A 17,115-nucleotide genomic window follows, 5' to 3' on the forward strand; every position below is an offset into this window, starting at 1 on the left:
GGACCATGGACAGCGCAGTCGCAGAAAATCAGGAAGCCTTCCCGCGAACCAATGACAACGTCCCTCCGCTGGAAGAATTGCTGACGAGCCCGGAGCGCTTCATCAATCGGGAATTCTCCTGGCTGCAGTTCAACCGCCGCGTTCTGGAAGAGACTTTGAATACCGAGCACCCGCTGCTCGAGCGCGTCCGCTTCCTGTCGATCTCGGCCGCCAACCTCGACGAGTTCTTCATGGTGCGCGTCGCCGGCCTCGAGGGCCAGGTGCGCCAGAACATCGCCATCCGCAGCCCCGACGGCAAGACGCCGGCAGAACAGCTCGACTCGATCCTGCAGGAGATCGACCATCTGCAGATGGAGCAGCAGGCCTCGCTTGCCGTACTGCAGCAGTATCTCGCCAAGGAAGACATCCTGATCGTGCGCCCCGGCGCGCTCAGCGATGCTGACCGCCAGTGGCTGGCCGCCGAATTCGAACAGGCGATCTTCCCCGTGCTGACGCCGCTGTCGATCGATCCGGCCCATCCGTTCCCCTTCATTCCGAATCTTGGTTTCTCGATCGGCCTGCAGCTCGTCAGCAAGAGCGGCCGCGAGCCGATGACGGCGCTGCTGCGCCTGCCGCCGGCGCTCGACCGCTTCGTCCGCCTGCCGGATGAGGGGACCACCATCCGCTACATCACGCTGGAAGATGTCGCCAACATCTTCATCCACCGGCTCTACCCGGGCTACGAGGTACAGGGCTCCGGTACCTTCCGCGTCATTCGCGACAGCGATATCGAAGTCGAGGAAGAGGCCGAGGATCTGGTCCGCTTCTTCGAAACGGCGTTGAAGCGCCGCCGCCGCGGCAAGGTCATCCGCATCGAGACCGACTCGGAAATGCCGGCCTCGCTGCGCCAGTTCGTCGTCCAGGCGCTCAGCATTCCCGACAACCGCGTGGCCGTTCTGCCGGGCCTTCTCGCGCTGAACACGCTTTCCGAGATCACCAAGGCCCCGCGCGACGATCTCAGGTTTCTCCCTTACAATGCGCGATTTCCCGAGCGCGTCCGCGAGCATGCTGGCGACTGCTTCGCCGCAATCCGCGAAAAGGACATGGTCGTCCATCACCCCTACGAATCCTTCGATGTGGTGGTCCAGTTTCTTCTCCAGGCTGCGCGCGATCCTGATGTGCTGGCGATAAAGCAGACGCTCTACCGCACCTCCAATGACAGCCCGATCGTCCGCGCGCTGATCGATGCCGCCGAAGCCGGCAAGTCGGTAACGGCACTGGTCGAGCTCAAGGCCCGCTTCGACGAAGAGGCGAACATCCGCTGGGCGCGCGATCTCGAGCGCGCCGGCGTGCAGGTCGTCTTCGGCTTCATCGAGCTCAAGACCCACGCCAAGATGTCGATGGTCGTCCGCCGCGAGGAAGGCAAGCTCAGGACCTATTGCCACCTCGGGACGGGCAACTACCACCCGATCACCGCGAAGATCTATACGGATCTGTCCTACTTCACCTGCAATCCCGTCATCGCCCACGACATGGCGAATATCTTCAACTTCATCACCGGCTACGGCGAGCCGGAACAGGGCATGCAGCTTGCAATCTCGCCCTATACGATGCGGCCGCGCATCCTGCGCCACATCGAGGAAGAGATTCAGCATGCCAGGAACGGCGCCCCGGCTGCCATCTGGATGAAGATGAATTCGCTCGTTGACCCCGACATCATCGACGCGCTTTATCGCGCCAGCCATGCCGGCGTCGAGATCGATCTCGTCGTGCGCGGCATCTGCTGCCTGCGTCCGCAGGTGCCCGGTCTTTCGGAGAAGATCCGCGTCAAGTCGATCGTCGGCCGTTTCCTCGAGCACAGCCGCATCTTCTGCTTCGGCAACGGCCACGGCCTGCCGTCCGACAAGGCGCTGGTTTACATCGGTTCGGCCGATATGATGCCGAGAAACCTCGATCGCCGCGTCGAAACCATGGTTCCGCTGACGAATCCGACCGTTCACGAGCAGGTTTTGTCGCAGATTATGCTCGGCAACGTGATTGACAATCAGCAAAGCTACGAGATATTGCCCGACGGTACGTCGCGACGCATGGAAGTGCGCAGGGGCGAGGAACCGTTCAATGCGCAGCAGTATTTCATGACGAATCCGAGCCTGTCAGGCCGCGGTGAAGCATTGAAGTCCAGTGCGCCGAAGCTGATCGCCGGCCTGCTCGAAGGCCGCAACAACAAGTAAAACTGGACCTAAATGGTTGAATCTGAAGCCCAGGGGCGCCTTCCGGGGATCGCCCCGGTCTCCGTCGTCGACATTGGATCGAATTCCATTCGTCTGGTCGTCTACGAAGGCTTGTCCCGTTCGCCCACGATTCTCTTCAACGAAAAGGTCCTCTGCGGGCTCGGCAAGGGCATAGCCCTGACCGGCAAGATGGATGAGGACAGCGTTGCGCGGGCGCTTCAGGCCCTTCACCGCTTCAAGGCTCTCTCCGATCAGGCCCGCGCCGCCACCATGTACGTGCTGGCGACGGCGGCCGCGCGCGAGGCGAGCAACGGTCCCGATTTCATCCATCAGGCCGAAACGATCCTGCAGCGCCATGTCCGCGTGCTGTCAGGCGAGGAGGAAGCGAAATTCGCCTCGCTCGGCATCATCAGCGGCTTCTTCAATCCAGACGGCATTGCTGGCGACCTCGGCGGCGGTTCTCTTGAGCTGATCGACATCAAGGGCAAGGACGTCAGCAACGGCATCACCCTGCCGCTCGGCGGCCTGCGCCTGTCCGAATATGCCGGCGGTTCGCTCTCCAAGGCCCGAACCTTTGCCCGCAAGCAGGTGAAAACGGCCAAGCTCTTGTCGAAAGGCGAGGGGCGGACCTTCTACGCCGTCGGCGGCACCTGGCGAAATATCGCCAAGCTGCATATGGAGATCACGCATTATCCGCTGCACATGATGCAGGGTTACGAGGTGTCGCTCGAAGCGATGATGCTGTTCCTCGAACAGGTAGCGACCGCGCGCGATTCCAAGGAGCCGGCGCTGCTGGCCGTTTCCAAGCACCGCCGTTCGCTGCTGCCTTTTGGCGCCGTCGCCATGAAGGAAGTGCTGAACGCGATGAAGCCATCGATGATATCCTTCTCGGCGCAGGGTGTGCGCGAGGGCTATCTCTATTCGCTGTTGTCGGAGTCCGAACGCCGTCTCGATCCGCTGCTTGCAGCCGCAGGCGAGCTGGCGATCCTGCGTGCCCGTTCGCCGGAGCATGCCCGTGAACTGGCCGAATGGACCGGCCGCATGATGCCTCTCTTCGGCGTTCAGGAAACCGAAGAGGAAAGCCGCTACCGCCAGGCGGCCTGTCTGCTTGCCGATATCAGCTGGCGTGCCCACCCCGACTATCGCGGCCTGCAGGCCCTGAACGTCATCGCCCACTCGTCCTTCGTCGGCATCAGCCACCCCGGCCGGGCCTTCATCGCGCTCACCAATTATTACCGTTTCGAGGGGCTGCACGACGACGGCGCCACAGGCCCGCTGGCGCAGATAGCGACACCCCAGTTTATCGAGCGCGCCAAGCTTCTCGGCGGCATGCTGCGTGTCGTCTATCTCTTCTCGGCCTCGATGCCCGGCATCGTCAAGAACCTGACCTTCCGCAAATCGTCGAACCCGGACTTCGACCTCGAATTCGTGGTGCCCCCGGAGTACCGCGATTTCGCCGGCGAACGCCTGGACGGCCGCCTGCAGCAGTTGTCGAGATTGACGAACAAGCGTCTGGCGTTTCGATTCCAGTAGATCCGATCTGCGACCGTCGTGCCGCATCAGGCCGCTAAGTATCGATCGCCATAAACAAAAAGGGCGGCACCGTCGCGCCGCCCTCCGCATTTCACACCAGAACCTCGAATTACTTCGCGTTCAGGAACTCGCCAACCTCAAGCAGGCTGAACTCGTTGTTGTCGGCCTTGTCGACGGCGCGGCCGGCGGAGAAGGGCAGGTTGTTGTCGTTGCCGATGATGATGTGCGTGGCATCGACGCGATCGACGTTTTCGATCGTCACGAACGGCATGTCGTAGACGCCGTCCTTGCTGCCGGCCTTCTTCTTGTTGTCGGGATCCTTGATGTTCAAGAGATCGATATAGCCGATCTTGCGGACGGCCTTGCCGACATTGGCGTCGTTGAATTCGATCTTGTAGACGCGCTTCAGCTCGGCCGGAGCCTCGAAGCAATCCGGCTTCGGCTGCTTCGGATCGGCGCAGGCCTTGTCCTTCGTGCCGGCGCCGCTGTCGCGCTCGATGACGAGAGCCGTCGTGTCGTCGAGCATGTTGAAGTCGCCGATCGACACACCCTTGTCCTCGAACGGATAGAGCCAGCTGCGGCCGGTCCATTTCTTGGAGGCGACGTCGAATTCGATGACGCGGACGGCGGTGTGGCCGTCGACCGATTCCATCTGGCCGTCATCCTTGTAGATGGCGCCTTCGAGCAGGCCGTAGAGCTTGGAGCCGTCCTTCGACATGGCGAGGCCTTCGAAGCCGCCTGAGCGCTTCAGGTTGAAGACCGGCATCTTCGCGGTCGGGTTGCCGGGGAGCTGGATCAGCGGATTGTCGGGCGAAAGCACCGGCTTGCCGTCGAGAGTCGTGGAGATGACATCCGTCAGGCGGCCTTCGGTGTCGACCTTGAGGATGTAGGGACCGAATTCGTCGCCGAGCCAGAAACCGTCGGCGACCGGCTGGATCGATTCGATATCGAAGTCGGCGCCCGTGAGGTAACGCGTATCGGTGCCTTCGAGCACGATCGGGAACGGCGCGACCTTGTTCGGATCGGAGAGGAAGAGGTTCTTGACGACGTCAGCCTTGTTGGTCGCCCAGTCGAATTTCATCTGGTGCAGGAAGAGCATGGCGTCCGAAGAGTTGGCCTTCGAGCCGAAACCATTATCCGTCAGCGTCCAGAAGGAGCCGTCAGCCATCGTCTTGATGCCCGAGAAGCCCTGGACTGCCTGACCGTCGAAGGGGAGCCTCAGGTCGGTGACGCGGGCGCCGTCCTTTCCGGGAACGGTGCCGAGCGCTTCGGTCCGCTTACGGTCCGGCGTCGTAAACTTGCCGGCATGCTTGAGGAATTCAGGAGCGTCGGCCGGAGCCGGAACCAGGGTGTTCGCGGGCAGGATCGCCTGGCCGGCGAGCTTGGCCGGAAACTCCTGCTGGTCGGCCGAAGCGGAGCCCGCAATCAGGATGAAAAGCGATACGGAAGCAAAAAGGACGTTCTTCATAATATCCCCATGAAACGGATGCGAATGCCTTCCGCTTAACAGGGCTTCGGTGTCAGCGAATTGACGGTTGGGTGAAGCTTTGGTGACGTCCTTCCAGCGCCGCGCGGCTTTCTCAGGTGCGCAAAAGGACGCTGCAACACTTTCAATCCGCGCATTGGCGGTCAAACCCTTGCTCAGCCGTGCAGAATGACCGCGGGTGTGTTCAGCACGGTAACCGCGCGCGACGAAAGGGCGATGACACCGAGCGCCTGGCCGCGTCCCTTGACGGCATGGGTTCCGAGATCCTCGCAGGAGATCTCGTCGGGAAATTTCACGCTCCGGGCAAGCTCGGCTGATATCAGCACCGGCCGGTTCAGGCTGCGGCAGAGCGTCTCCAGCCGGGCAGTGGTGTTCACAGTATCGCCGAAATAGCTGATCTTGTGATGGTCGACGCCGACTTCGGCGGTGATGATCTCGCCGCCGTGAAGGGCGGCGCGAAGCTTCGGCACCTGTCCGTAATTTTTCCGCCAGCTGGCGGCATTGGCGTCGATATCGGCGAGAATGTCGAAGATGCAGCGCACGCAGCGGGCGTCCTTGATGCCACGGGCCAGCGGCCAGGTAATGATCGCAGCATCGCCGACATAGTCGTTGATCATGCCCTTGTGGCGTCTGACGGGCTCGGCGAAGGTCGCAAACAGCGAGCTCAGCAGCTGTTGGGCGCGGAGGTCGCCGTGCTTTTCGGCAAAAGCCGTCGAATCGACGAGGTCGATGAACAAGAAGACACGCTCTTCCCTCACCGGATTGCGGTAACGACTGACGAGCATGCTGAGGAAAACGTCGCGACCGAGCAGTTCCCGCACGCGCAGAATGAAGATCATCGCCGAGCAGACCGCAAGCGCATAGAGGAAGACCTCATACGGCATGATGACGAGATCGAGGAAGGACGATGGCTTTATCATGCCGAGCGACGAGAGCAGCAGGGCGGCGCAGGCAAAACCGATGCTCATCAGGATCTCGTAGATCACCAGCTCGGTAATGATGAAGGCAAAGGTCGGCAGCTTCTGGATACGTCTGTAAAGGCCGCGAAACAGGGCCTTGCGCTCGAAGGCGATGATCGGCATGCCAATGAAGAGCGCGAAGATCGCCCCGACGACGGGTGTCTGGTTGGAGTAGAACATCAGATCATAGAGGACGCCGCTGGCAGCCAGCACGATCGTGATCAGGATCCAGTTCTGGGTCGGAGATATTTCCCGCATGCCGCCTCTTCGCCGTGATGTTCGCTCCCGCCATTGTTTCAGCCGGGAAAAAAGCGTCAAGCGAATTTGATTCCGTCTCACAGACTGACGGTTTCGACCTTCCTGCCGACGAAGCGCAGTCCGATCTGGCCCTGGATCAGCTGTAGCGCCGGCTCGCCGAAAAGATCGCGCCGCCAGCCATGCAGGGCAGCGACATCGGCCTTCTCGCCATCGGCGGCGATCTTGTCGAGATCCTCGCTATTGGCGATTACCTTCGGCGCCACGCCGTGTTTTTCCGAGATGAGCTTCAGGAGCACCTTCAAGAGCTCGACGGCAGCGGCCGCGCCCTCAGGCGCCTGCGCCTGGCGCGGCGCGTGCGGCATGTCGGCTTTCGGAAGAGCGAGTGCCACATTGACGGCCTCGACGACAGCTGCGCCGGAGGTCGAACGCTCCCAGCCTTTCGGAATGGTGCGCAGGCGGCCGAGCCCCTCGGTATCCTTGGGCTGCTGCTGGGCGATCTCGTAGATAGCATCGTCCTTCAACACGCGGGAACGCGGCACGTTGCGGGCCCGCGCCTCGCGTTCGCGCCAGGCGGCGACATATTTCAGCACCGCCAGCTCCTGCGGCTTGCGCAGGCGCATCTTCAGCCGCTGCCAGGCATCGTCGGGATGCATGTCGTAGGTCTCGCGCGCTTCGAGAATATCCATTTCCTCGGAGAGCCAGGAGGTGCGGCCTTCGCGATCGAGTTCGGCCTTCAGCGACAGGTAGACGTCGCGCAGGTGGGTCACGTCGGCCAGCGCATATTCCAGCTGCTTGTCGGAAAGCGGCCGGCGGCTCCAGTCGGTGAAACGTGACGACTTGTCGATGTGGACGTTCTTGATGCGGCTGACCAGCTGGTCGTAAGAAACGCTGTCGCCGAAGCCGCAGACCATGGCGGCGACCTGCGTGTCGAAGATCGGATGCGGAATGAGGTTGCCGCGATTGAAGATGATTTCGATGTCCTGGCGCGCCGCATGAAAGACCTTCAGCACCTTCGTATCGGCCATCAGCTCGAAGAAGGGGGCAAGATCGATGCCCTTCGCCAGTGGATCGACAAGAACCTCCAGCGTCGGGCTTGCCATCTGGATCAGGCAGAGCTCGGGCCAGAATGTCGTCTCGCGCAAGAATTCGGTGTCGATGGTGATGAAGTCGGACTTGGCCAGCTCTTTGCAGGCGGCCGCCAAATCGGCGGTGGTTTCGATCATATCATTTCATTCGCAAGGAAAAGGTCGGTTAAACCTTCCTTCTCCTTTCGGTTCGATATGTCAATACAACAGCATACGCCTTCGGGCATTGCTGGCTAAGAATCACGTCCAAACTGAGGCAAGGCGAATATCGGCGCATCGGGTGCCGCCGCCATCAACTCACCCTGAGATAACTCGTCATCCCCGTCTTTTGATGCTCGATGATATGGCAATGCAGCAGCCAGTCGCCGGGATTGTCGGCGACGAAGGCAAGCTGCACCTTCTCGTCCGGCTGAATGAGATAGGTATCGGACACCAGCGGCATCACCTCCCGCGTCGAGGAGGAGATCACCGTGAAGCTCATCCCGTGCAGGTGAATCGGATGCGCGTGCGGCGTCGTATTTTCCAGGTTGAAGACATAGCTCTTGCCGAGCTTCAATTCCGCCAGCGGCGCCGTCGGATCGGGCGTGTCGCCCGGCCACGGCACCTTGTTGATTGCCCAGAAGCTGTAGCCGAGCGTGCCGCAGATGCTTTCGACGGCGGTATTCTCGGCGGTGGCGCTCAGCACCAGCGGGATCTGCTCGGCGGTGGAAAGATCGGCCTTCGGGACCGGATTTTCGACAAGCGGCCCGAGATCGCCGACATTGCGCTTCAGCGATTGCCCGGTCGCGCGCAGGCTGGCAATGGTTTTCGGCGCCGTGCCGCGGATATCCTCTAGCGTTGCGACGGCGCCTTCGCCGTCCGGCATGCGCACGGCAAGATCGAGCCGCTGGCCCGGCCCGATCTGTAGCAGGTCGAGCGAAAAACGCTTCGGCACGGGATTGCCATCGATCGCAATCACGGTCGCATCGGCGCCTTCCATCTTCAGCGAGAAGATGCGCGTTACGTCGGTGACCGCAATGCGCAGCCGAACGAGCCCGCCGGCCGGCGCGTCATATTGCGGCTCCCGATGCCAGTTGGCCGTACGCACCGTGCCGTAGGTGCCGCTCTTGGCGGCGTCGCGCGGCCGGAAGGGAGCAATGAACTGCCCATCGCCGCCGAGCCGCCAGTCGCGCAGGTTCAGCACCACTTCCGCGTCGAACTTGGGATCGGTCGGATCCTCGACGACGATGACGCCGGTCATGCCGTGCCCCATTTGCGTCAGCGTGTTGCAATGCGGATGATACCAGAAGGTGCCGGCATCGGGCGGCGTGAAGGCGTAGTCGAAGCTGTCGCCGGTATAGACATAGGGCTGCGTCATGAAGGGCACGCCATCCATGCGGTTGTCGATGCGAAGCCCGTGCCAGTGAATCGTCGTCGGCTCGTCGAGCCCATTGGTCAGCCGCGCCGCATAGGGCCGCCCCTTGGTCATCCTGAGAATCGGCGGCATGCCGCCTTGGCCCCAGCTCATGATATCCTTGGTCGGTCCAGCGTCGGTCAGCACAGCCTCGGTCTTCAGCGCCTTCAGCAGCTGCGGTTCGGGAGCGGCCTCGGCAAGTCCGAATTTGCCGGCAACGCCGATGCCGGCACCATAGGCGCCCGCGACGGCGGATACCTTCAACAAGTTGCGGCGGGTAAGGAGAGGCATGGGGTGCTCCGCGATGAGAATGCCGTCCTTTTAAAGTTGACCGGCAGTTTCATCAATACGGCAGGTGCGGCCAAACTGCCGCAGCGCAGAGATCTCAGCCTCGCCATAAAGGCATGTCAAACGCCCGGCCACGCGTGCCAAGCCTTGACAAATCGGAGCGTCCATGCGCTTTTCCGCCCGATTTTCTTGTCGGCGCTTGAGGGTCTTGGAGCCCTTGCTGCCGTCTTAAGCCACATCCAGGATTTGAGATCATGCATCGCTACCGCAGCCACACATGCGCCGCCCTCCGCAAGACGGATGTCGGCTCGACCGTCCGCATCTCCGGCTGGGTCCACCGCGTTCGCGACCATGGCGGCGTTCTTTTCATCGACCTTCGCGACCATTACGGCATCACCCAGGTCGTCGCCGATCCCGACAGCCCGGCCTTCAAGATGGCGGAAACCGTGCGCGGCGAATGGGTCATCCGCATCGATGGCCTCGTCAAGGCCCGCACCGAAGACACCGTCAATAAGGCCATGGCAACAGGCGAGATCGAGCTCTACGCACAGGAGATCGAAGTCCTCTCTGCCGCCAAGGAATTGCCGCTGCCGGTCTTCGGCGAGCCTGATTATCCCGAAGACGTTCGCCTGAAGTATCGCTTCCTCGATCTTCGCCGCGAAACGCTGCACCGGAACATCGTCAAGCGCACTCAAGTCATCTCGGCCATGCGCCGCGAAATGGGCAGCGCCGGCTTCACCGAATACACGACGCCGATCCTGACGGCCTCGTCGCCGGAAGGCGCGCGCGACTTCCTGGTGCCGAGCCGCATTCATCCCGGCACCTTCTACGCGCTGCCGCAGGCGCCGCAGCAGTACAAACAGCTGCTGATGGTGGCGGGCTTTGACCGCTACTTCCAGATCGCGCCGTGCTTCCGCGACGAAGACCCGCGCGCCGACCGCCTGCCGGGCGAATTCTACCAGCTCGACCTCGAAATGAGCTTCGTGACCCAGGAAGACGTCTGGAACACGATGGGTCCGCTGATATCAGGCATTTTCGAAGAGTTTGCCGAAGGCAAGCCGGTTACCAAGGAATGGCCGCGCATCCCCTATGACGAAGCGATCCGCAAGTATGGCTCCGACAAGCCGGACCTGCGTAACCCGATCGTCATGGAAGCCGTGACAGACCATTTCGCCGGCTCCGGCTTCAAGGTCTTCGCCAATATGATCGCCTCCAACCCGAAGGTTCAGGTCTGGGCGATCCCAGCCAAAACAGGCGGCTCCAGAGCCTTCTGCGATCGCATGAACGCCTGGGCGCAGTCGACCGGCCAGCCGGGCCTCGGTTACATCTTCTGGCGCAAGGAAGGCGAAAAGCTCGAGGGCGCAGGCCCGCTTGCCAAGAACATTGGCGAAGAGCGCACTGAAGCGATCCGCACGCAGCTCGGCCTCGATGACGGCGACGCCTGCTTCTTCGTTGCCGGTGATCCCGCCAAGTTCTACAAGTTCGCCGGTGAAGCCCGCACCAGGGCGGGTGAGGAGCTGAACCTTGTTGACCGCGACCGCTTCGAACTGTGCTGGATCGTCGACTTCCCGTTCTTCGAATGGAACGAGGAAGAAAAGAAGGTCGACTTCGCTCATAACCCGTTCTCGATGCCGCAGGGCGGCCTCGATGCGCTGCAAAATCAGGATCCGCTTGGCATAAAGGCTTTCCAATACGACGCCGTCTGCAACGGCTTCGAAATCGCCTCGGGCTCGATCCGTAACCAGTCGCCGGAAACCATGGTCGCCGCCTTCGAAAAGGTGGGCTTGAGCCAGCAGGACGTCGAGGATCGTTTCGGCGGCCTTTACCGTGCCTTCCAGTACGGTGCGCCTCCGCACGGTGGTGCTGCCTTCGGCATCGACCGCATCATCATGCTGCTCGTCGGCGCGAAGAACCTGCGCGAAATCTCGCTCTTCCCGATGAACCAGCAGGCCCAGGATCTGCTGATGGGGGCGCCGAGCCCGGCAACGCCGACGCAGCTGCGCGAACTCGCGATCCGGCCGATCCCGCCGGTGAAGAAAGACTGAGATCCTCTGATCCCAAATGCAAAAAACCCGGCGACCGTAGTCGTCGGGCTTTTTACTTATCTAAATTAACTCGATCACAATGCCGCGTAGATCGCCTCGCGAAGATCGACCGTAAACTTGCCCCACATGCCCTCCAGCGTCGTGTTCGTCAGTGCGACGACGGTCAGCCCGTTGACCGGATCGATGAACCAGCTGTGGCCGTAGACGCCGCCCCATTTCAGTGTGCCTTTAGGGAAGGGGACGCCCGCCTCGGCCGGATTGGTGATAACAGACCAGCCAAAGCCGAAGCCAGAGCCGGGTTCATATTGCTGGCGGTGGCCGCCGGCTTGGTCCGTCGTCATCATCCTTACGGTTTCGCTCGAGAGCAGCGGTGCGCCGCCTTTGCGGATGGTTTCGAGTATGGCCAGGACGTCACCTGCCGTTCCCGCCATGCCGGCGCCGCCCGAAGGGTAGGAGGCGGAATCGAAGATGCGGTTCGGCGCGAAGCGGATGGGCCCCATCAGAGACATCACCACCGCATTCTCGCCCATCAGCGCCGGTTCCGGTGAAGCATCCATGTAGGCCGCCGCCAGCCGGCCGCGGTCGCGAACCGAAAATGCGGTGTCGGCAAGCCCAAGCGGTCGCGTCACCAGTTCGGCGACGGCTTCACCCAGCGGCAGGCCGGTTTCCGCCTCGATGACGCCGCCGAGAACATCCATCGCAACGGAATATTGCCAGTCGCTGCCCGGCGTGAAGCGCAGCGGCACGCTGGCGATCCGCCGCAGGTTCTCAGCCAGCGGCAATCCCGGTTGGTCGAGGCCGTCGGAAACGCCGGCGCGGATGTAAGGGCCGCCGTCCTCTTCGGAGAAACTGTAGCCGAGGCCCGATGTATGGGTCAGCAGGTGGCGGATACGGATGGTTGCTTCGCCGCCGTCCGGCAGCCTTGGCCGGAAGTCCGGCAGCCATCTCGTCACCGCGTCGTCGAGCCCGATTCTTGCTTGCTCCAGGAGCCGCATGGCGGCGATAGTGACGATCGGCTTGGTGATGGAGGCGAGCCTGAAAATGGTATCTTCGCGCATCGTCAGGCCGTTTTCGCGATCGGCAAAGCCGGCGGCACGGCGATGGGCGATTTCTCCGTCGCGGGCGACGAGCACCACCGTTCCCACAAGCCGCTTATCGTCGAGTGCGCTTGTGATTGCCGCGTCGACCGCCGCGGCAAGGGACGAATTCCTGTTGGCCTCTGCCTTTTCGAGGGGAAGACTCATCAGATTAAACCTTCTATAATCACAATGACCGTTCCTGAATATAGCAATCCGCCCAAAATTTCTAGAGTGATCATTGTGAAAAATAGTGTTGACGTGAAAAATCCTGTCGCCCGCCGCCGCGGCCGCCCACCGGCCTTCGACCGCGAGACGGTACTGGCGGCTGCCCGCGAGACCTTCTGGGCGCATGGATATGAAGGCGCTTCGATCGCCGATCTCACGGCCGCCATGGGCATCACGCCGCAGAGCCTCTATGCCGCCTTCAGCTCGAAGGCCGATCTCTATCGGGCGGCGCTACAGCAATACAGAAGGCTGGGAACCGATACTTTTTCCGCCCTCGGCGAGCCAATCGACACCGTCTCTGCATTCGAGCGTATATTGCGCGGCTCGGCCGCGACCTTTTCGGCGCCGGAACATCCGAAAGGCTGCATGATCTCGACGGCGGTGCTGAACTGCGCCAGCGAGAACGACGATATTGCCGATCACGTTGCGACGCTGCGCCGCCAGTCGCTGGATGCCTTTGCGGCAAGAATCGAGCGCGGCATCCGCGAGGGCGATATGAAGGCCGGGACCAACGCACACGCACTGGCGCGTTTCCTTGGCGCTATCGTGCAGGGGATGTCGGTACAGGCGAGGGACGGGGCATCCCTTGAGGAATTGCTCGATGTGGCTGATCTCGCCATCGCTGAAGTCGCCCGCCACCGTGCCTGAAATCGAAAAGGCCCGGCATAGGCTGCCGGGCCGTTCATCGCGAGATCGGGCGATCAGTCGTTGGCCGAAACCTTCACGCCGAGCACCTGCGGCAGCGTGTTCGGAGCGCCCATGGCGGCGCCTACGATCGTCGGGAAGGGCACCGGCTTCTCGGGGGCGGCGCTCACCGTCAGGCTCTTCGGGTCGTCGAGGAACGTATTGACGGCGGCCGACACTGCATTCTGCAGCTCCGGGATATTCAATTGCGCCAGCATGATCGGCGTCATCGCCTTCAGCGAATCCGCCATCTGCTTGCCGGACATGTTCTGCTGCGAACCGGCATAGTCGAGCGCGCGCTTGGTGATCGAAGCGTCTTCGAAGCGCACCTTCGCCCCTTCGAAGGACAACTGCTGCATCAGGCCGAGCATGGCAAGGCCGAGCGCCTGCTGCGACTGTTCCTTGTTCGCACCGGCTTCGGATTCCTTCATCGCATCCTGCATCGATTTCATGAAGGCCATCGTATAGCCCGAGATCTTGAAGCCGAGATTGAGCTTGCCGATGTTGGTGAAGTCGAAGGCGAATTCCGAAATATCGATCGTGCCGGGCGCGAGTTCCCAGGCGCCCTTCATGGTGATGTCGCCCTGGACGTGCTGCAGCGCGAGCTTTTCGATCGCGTCCTTGCTCTGCGCATCCTCGGCCTTGCTGAGGTCGGCCTTCATGCTCTTGAAGGCGCCGTCGAAATCGAAGCCGGATTCGTCTTCGCGCAATGTCAGGTTCATGTCGCTTTCGAGCACGGAGAATACTTCCGCGCCGTCCTTGACCACCTTCAGCGGGCCGGTATGGGCGGTTTCGTAGAGCATCATGGTATCGAGCGTATCACCGCCAGCCGTTGCCGGGACCGAGATGCCGCCGAGGGTCAGTCCCTCCGCGGTCACCGTGACGCCGTCTTGCGTCTTGTTGATGTCGGGGAAGGCGGCTTCTTCGATGTAGTAGCCGCCATCCTCGTCTTCTTCGACGCCGGAGAGGGTGACTTCGCCGATGGGCAGGCTTTCGCCGCCGGTCGGCTTGACGGTGACATTCTTCAAGGTCACGGTCGTGCCGTCGATATCGATGTTCTCAGCCGCGATCGTCCCGCCCTGAGCGGCATAGGCAGCATTGAGCTTCTTCAGCAGATCGGTACCGTCGAGAGCGAAAGCCGAGCCGGCGAGCGAGAAAAAGGCTGCGCCCGACAGCATCAGCCGTGTTGTCCGGGAAATGTTCATGGGGTGATTCCTCTGGTGGCGTGTGGCGGTTGGAAATCTGCAGTTACGCTACTACGGATTGGGCTCGCTTTATATTTGCGGACTTCTAAATTTCTGTTGAAAGGAACGGCAAACGAAGTCCAAATTGCGGCGGAACGTTTGTCTCATCCTTTGATGTCACTCCCAAGACTTCATCCACAGCTGCAATGGCCCGGATTCCTTGCCCGCCGGCCTCTTCTGGGCTAGTCAAGACCCATGGGACAAGAGATTTTGCCGCCTTCCGGCGGAGACGACGATCACATCCAACCGGTTGACCTCAAGGCGGCGCTCGAGCAGCGTTATCTCGCCTATGCGCTGTCGACCATCATGCATCGCGCCCTGCCTGACGTGCGCGATGGACTGAAGCCGGTCCATCGCCGCATCGTCTATGCGATGAACGAAATGGGGCTGAGGCCGACCTCGGCCTTCCGGAAATGCGCCAAGATCGTTGGCGAGGTGATGGGTAACTACCATCCGCACGGCGACCAGTCGATCTACGACGCGCTTGCCCGTCTCGCCCAGGATTTTTCGCAGCGCTACACTCTGGTCAACGGTCAGGGCAATTTCGGCAATATCGACGGCGACAGCCCCGCCGCCATGCGTTACACCGAATCGAAGATGACGGCGGTCTCCGAACTGCTGCTCGAAGGCATCGATCAGGATGCCGTCGATTTCCGCGATACCTACGACGAATCCAATTCCGAGCCGGTCGTTCTTCCCGGCGCCTTCCCGAACCTGCTTGCCAACGGCTCCTCCGGCATCGCCGTCGGCATGGCGACCTCGATCCCGTCGCACAATGCCCATGAGCTTTGCGACGCGGCCCTGCACCTGATCAAGCATCCCGATGCGACCGTCGAAAAGCTCGTCGAATTCATTCCCGGCCCGGATTTCCCGACCGGCGGCATCATCATCGACAACCGCGACAGCATCATCGAGAGCTACCGCACCGGCCGCGGCGGTTTCCGAGTGCGGGCGAGGTGGCAGACGGAGGATCTCGGCCGCGGCGGCTATCAGATCGTCATTACCGAAATTCCCTTCCAGGTTCAGAAATCGCGGCTGATCGAGAAGATCGCCGAGCTGCTGATCGCCCGCAAGCTGCCGCTGCTCGAAGACATCCGCGACGAATCGGCCGAGGATATCCGCGTTGTGCTGGTGCCGAAGAGCCGCAGCGTCGATCCGACGATCCTGATGGAATCGATGTTCAAGCTGACGGAGCTCGAAAGCCGCTTCCCGCTGAACATGAACGTTCTCTCCATGGGTCGCATTCCCAGGGTCATGGCGCTGAACGAAGTGCTGAAGGAGTGGTTGGATCACCGCCGCGAGGTTCTGCAGCGTCGTTCGCGTTTCCGCCTGGCGGCGATCGACAGACGCCTCGAAATTCTCGGCGGTCTTCTGATCGCCTATCTCAACATCGATGAAGTGATCCGGATCATTCGCGAGGAGGACGAGCCCAAGCCCGTCATGATGGCGCGATGGGATCTGACCGACAATCAGGTCGAGGCGATCCTGAACATGCGGCTGCGCGCCTTGCGCAAGCTCGAAGAATTCGAGATCCGCAAGGAGTTCGACGAACTCACCAAGGAAAAGGGCGAGATCGAGGCGCTGCTTGCCTCCGACGACAAGCAGTGGCAGACGGTCGCCTGGGAAATCGGCGAGGTGAAGAAGAAATTTGCCAAGGCGACCGAGGTCGGCCGCCGCCGCACCCAGTTCGCCGACGCGCCCGAAGCCGACGAGGAAGCGATCCAGCAGGCGATGATCGAGAAGGAACCGATCACCGTCGTCATTTCCGAAAAGGGCTGGATCCGCGCATTGAAGGGCCATATTGCCGATACGGCGACGCTGACCTTCAAGGAAGGCGATGGCTTGAGGTTGGCCTTCCCGGCGCAGACGACGGACAAGATCCTGATTGTCACGACAGGCGGCAAGGCCTTCACGCTCGGTGGCGACAAGCTGCCGGGTGGCCGCGGCCACGGCGAGCCGCTGCGCATCATGGTCGACATGGATAACGACCAGGCGGTGCTGACCGCTTTCGTCCATGACCCCTCGCGCAAGCAGCTGATCGTCTCGACTGCCGGCAACGGCTTCGTCGTTCCCGAGGCCGAGCTGGTCGCCAATACGCGCAAGGGCAAGCAGATCATGAACGTCGCGCTGCCCGAGGAAACCCAGCTGCTCGTGCCCGTCAACGGCGACCATGTCGCCGTCGTCGGCGAAAACCGCAAGCTGCTGGTTTTCCCGCTGGTGCAGGTGCCGGAAATGTCGCGCGGCAAGGGCGTGCGCCTGCAGCGCTACAAGGACGGTGGCATTTCCGACGTCCGCTGCTTCGCGATATCAGACGGCCTCGTCTGGGAAGACAGCGCGGGCCGCACCTTCACGAAAAACAAGGACGAGCTCGCCGAGTGGCTGGCCGATCGCGCCACCGCCGGCCGCACCGTGCCGAAGGGTTTTCCGCGCAGCGGCAAATTCACCGGGTAAGCTTTTATAGCGCCGCGCGTCTTCTCAGGGGCGCGGAGGAAGCTGCAATGCAGTAAATTCCGCGCTCGGCTCTTGGCGTGTGCGGGAACTCCTCTATCTCATTCCTGTTACCAAAAATAAGAGAAGGCCGCTTCCGAGGCTGGCGGAATGGCCGAAGTGCATGTGCGCTCAGGGA

Annotated in this window: 11 protein-coding genes; 5 read left to right on the forward strand and 6 right to left on the reverse strand. The window is 61.7% G+C overall.

Annotated features, from left to right (window positions below):
• The first annotated feature begins 5 nt into the window (after positions 1-5).
• Both EFB14_RS32040 and ppx read left to right on the forward strand, forming a co-directional pair.
• Positions 6-2,210 carry an RNA degradosome polyphosphate kinase gene (locus tag EFB14_RS32040; protein WP_125846875.1) on the forward strand — a complete coding sequence of 735 codons (2,205 nt, stop codon included), beginning with the start codon at positions 6-8 and terminating at the stop codon, positions 2,208-2,210.
• A gap of 12 nt (positions 2,211-2,222) precedes the next feature.
• Positions 2,223-3,743 (forward strand): exopolyphosphatase, encoded by a 1,521-nt coding sequence (ppx, locus tag EFB14_RS32045; protein WP_125846876.1) that lies wholly within the window; start codon positions 2,223-2,225, stop codon positions 3,741-3,743.
• A 109-nt stretch (positions 3,744-3,852) separates the two neighbouring features.
• Here the strand turns inward: ppx and EFB14_RS32050 are convergent, their stop codons facing one another.
• From EFB14_RS32050 to EFB14_RS32065, 4 genes are all read right to left on the reverse strand, one after another.
• Positions 3,853-5,211, reverse strand: coding sequence for an esterase-like activity of phytase family protein (locus EFB14_RS32050; RefSeq protein WP_126830791.1), 1,359 nt, complete (start codon positions 5,209-5,211; stop codon positions 3,853-3,855).
• 173 nt (positions 5,212-5,384) lie between these two features.
• Positions 5,385-6,446 (reverse strand): adenylate/guanylate cyclase domain-containing protein, encoded by a 1,062-nt coding sequence (locus EFB14_RS32055; protein ID WP_126830793.1) that lies wholly within the window; start codon positions 6,444-6,446, stop codon positions 5,385-5,387.
• Positions 6,447-6,523: 77 nt separating this feature from the next.
• Complete coding sequence (gene rnd / locus EFB14_RS32060; RefSeq protein ID WP_126830795.1) at positions 6,524-7,669, reverse strand: ribonuclease D; 1,146 nt, start codon at positions 7,667-7,669, stop codon at positions 6,524-6,526.
• 154 nt (positions 7,670-7,823) lie between these two features.
• Entirely contained in the window at positions 7,824-9,215 is a 1,392-nt protein-coding gene (locus EFB14_RS32065; protein WP_126830797.1) for a multicopper oxidase family protein, read from the reverse strand.
• Positions 9,216-9,466: 251 nt separating this feature from the next.
• Here EFB14_RS32065 and aspS point away from each other — a divergent pair, with 251 nt between their 5' ends.
• A complete protein-coding gene (gene aspS / locus EFB14_RS32075; protein ID WP_126830799.1) occupies positions 9,467-11,257 on the forward strand; it encodes an aspartate--tRNA ligase in 1,791 nt (596 codons plus the stop codon).
• Between the two features lie 74 nt (positions 11,258-11,331).
• On the opposite strand, the gene EFB14_RS32080 is transcribed toward aspS, so the two are convergent.
• The gene (locus EFB14_RS32080) at positions 11,332-12,501 is read right to left on the reverse strand and encodes a serine hydrolase domain-containing protein (RefSeq protein ID WP_126830801.1); all 1,170 of its coding nucleotides are present in this window, start codon (positions 12,499-12,501) and stop codon (positions 11,332-11,334) included.
• 66 nt (positions 12,502-12,567) lie between these two features.
• Here EFB14_RS32080 and EFB14_RS32085 point away from each other — a divergent pair, with 66 nt between their 5' ends.
• The gene (locus tag EFB14_RS32085; RefSeq protein ID WP_126830803.1) at positions 12,568-13,209 is read left to right on the forward strand and encodes a TetR/AcrR family transcriptional regulator; all 642 of its coding nucleotides are present in this window, start codon (positions 12,568-12,570) and stop codon (positions 13,207-13,209) included.
• A gap of 53 nt (positions 13,210-13,262) precedes the next feature.
• On the opposite strand, the gene EFB14_RS32090 is transcribed toward EFB14_RS32085, so the two are convergent.
• A complete protein-coding gene (locus EFB14_RS32090) occupies positions 13,263-14,450 on the reverse strand; it encodes a YdgA family protein (protein WP_126830805.1) in 1,188 nt (395 codons plus the stop codon).
• Between the two features lie 234 nt (positions 14,451-14,684).
• Here EFB14_RS32090 and parC point away from each other — a divergent pair, with 234 nt between their 5' ends.
• On the forward strand, positions 14,685-16,940 hold the full coding sequence (gene parC / locus EFB14_RS32095; protein ID WP_125846885.1) for a DNA topoisomerase IV subunit A: 2,256 nt from the start codon (positions 14,685-14,687) through the stop codon (positions 16,938-16,940).
• Positions 16,941-17,115: the final 175 nt, after the last annotated feature.

The organism is Rhizobium fabae (assembly GCF_003985135.1).
GTDB classification, from domain to species: domain Bacteria; phylum Pseudomonadota; class Alphaproteobacteria; order Rhizobiales; family Rhizobiaceae; genus Rhizobium; species Rhizobium pisi.

Coding starts and splice junctions, on each gene's coding strand:
- EFB14_RS32040 (WP_125846875.1), top strand. CDS start 6: ATGGACAGCGCAGTCGCAGAAAATCAGGAAGCCTTCCCGCGAACCAAT.
- ppx (WP_125846876.1), top strand. CDS start 2,223: ATGGTTGAATCTGAAGCCCAGGGGCGCCTTCCGGGGATCGCCCCGGTC.
- EFB14_RS32050 (WP_126830791.1), bottom strand. CDS start 5,211: ATGAAGAACGTCCTTTTTGCTTCCGTATCGCTTTTCATCCTGATTGCG.
- EFB14_RS32055 (WP_126830793.1), bottom strand. CDS start 6,446: ATGCGGGAAATATCTCCGACCCAGAACTGGATCCTGATCACGATCGTG.
- rnd (WP_126830795.1), bottom strand. CDS start 7,669: ATGATCGAAACCACCGCCGATTTGGCGGCCGCCTGCAAAGAGCTGGCC.
- EFB14_RS32065 (WP_126830797.1), bottom strand. CDS start 9,215: ATGCCTCTCCTTACCCGCCGCAACTTGTTGAAGGTATCCGCCGTCGCG.
- aspS (WP_126830799.1), top strand. CDS start 9,467: ATGCATCGCTACCGCAGCCACACATGCGCCGCCCTCCGCAAGACGGAT.
- EFB14_RS32080 (WP_126830801.1), bottom strand. CDS start 12,501: ATGAGTCTTCCCCTCGAAAAGGCAGAGGCCAACAGGAATTCGTCCCTT.
- EFB14_RS32090 (WP_126830805.1), bottom strand. CDS start 14,450: ATGAACATTTCCCGGACAACACGGCTGATGCTGTCGGGCGCAGCCTTT.
- parC (WP_125846885.1), top strand. CDS start 14,685: ATGGGACAAGAGATTTTGCCGCCTTCCGGCGGAGACGACGATCACATC.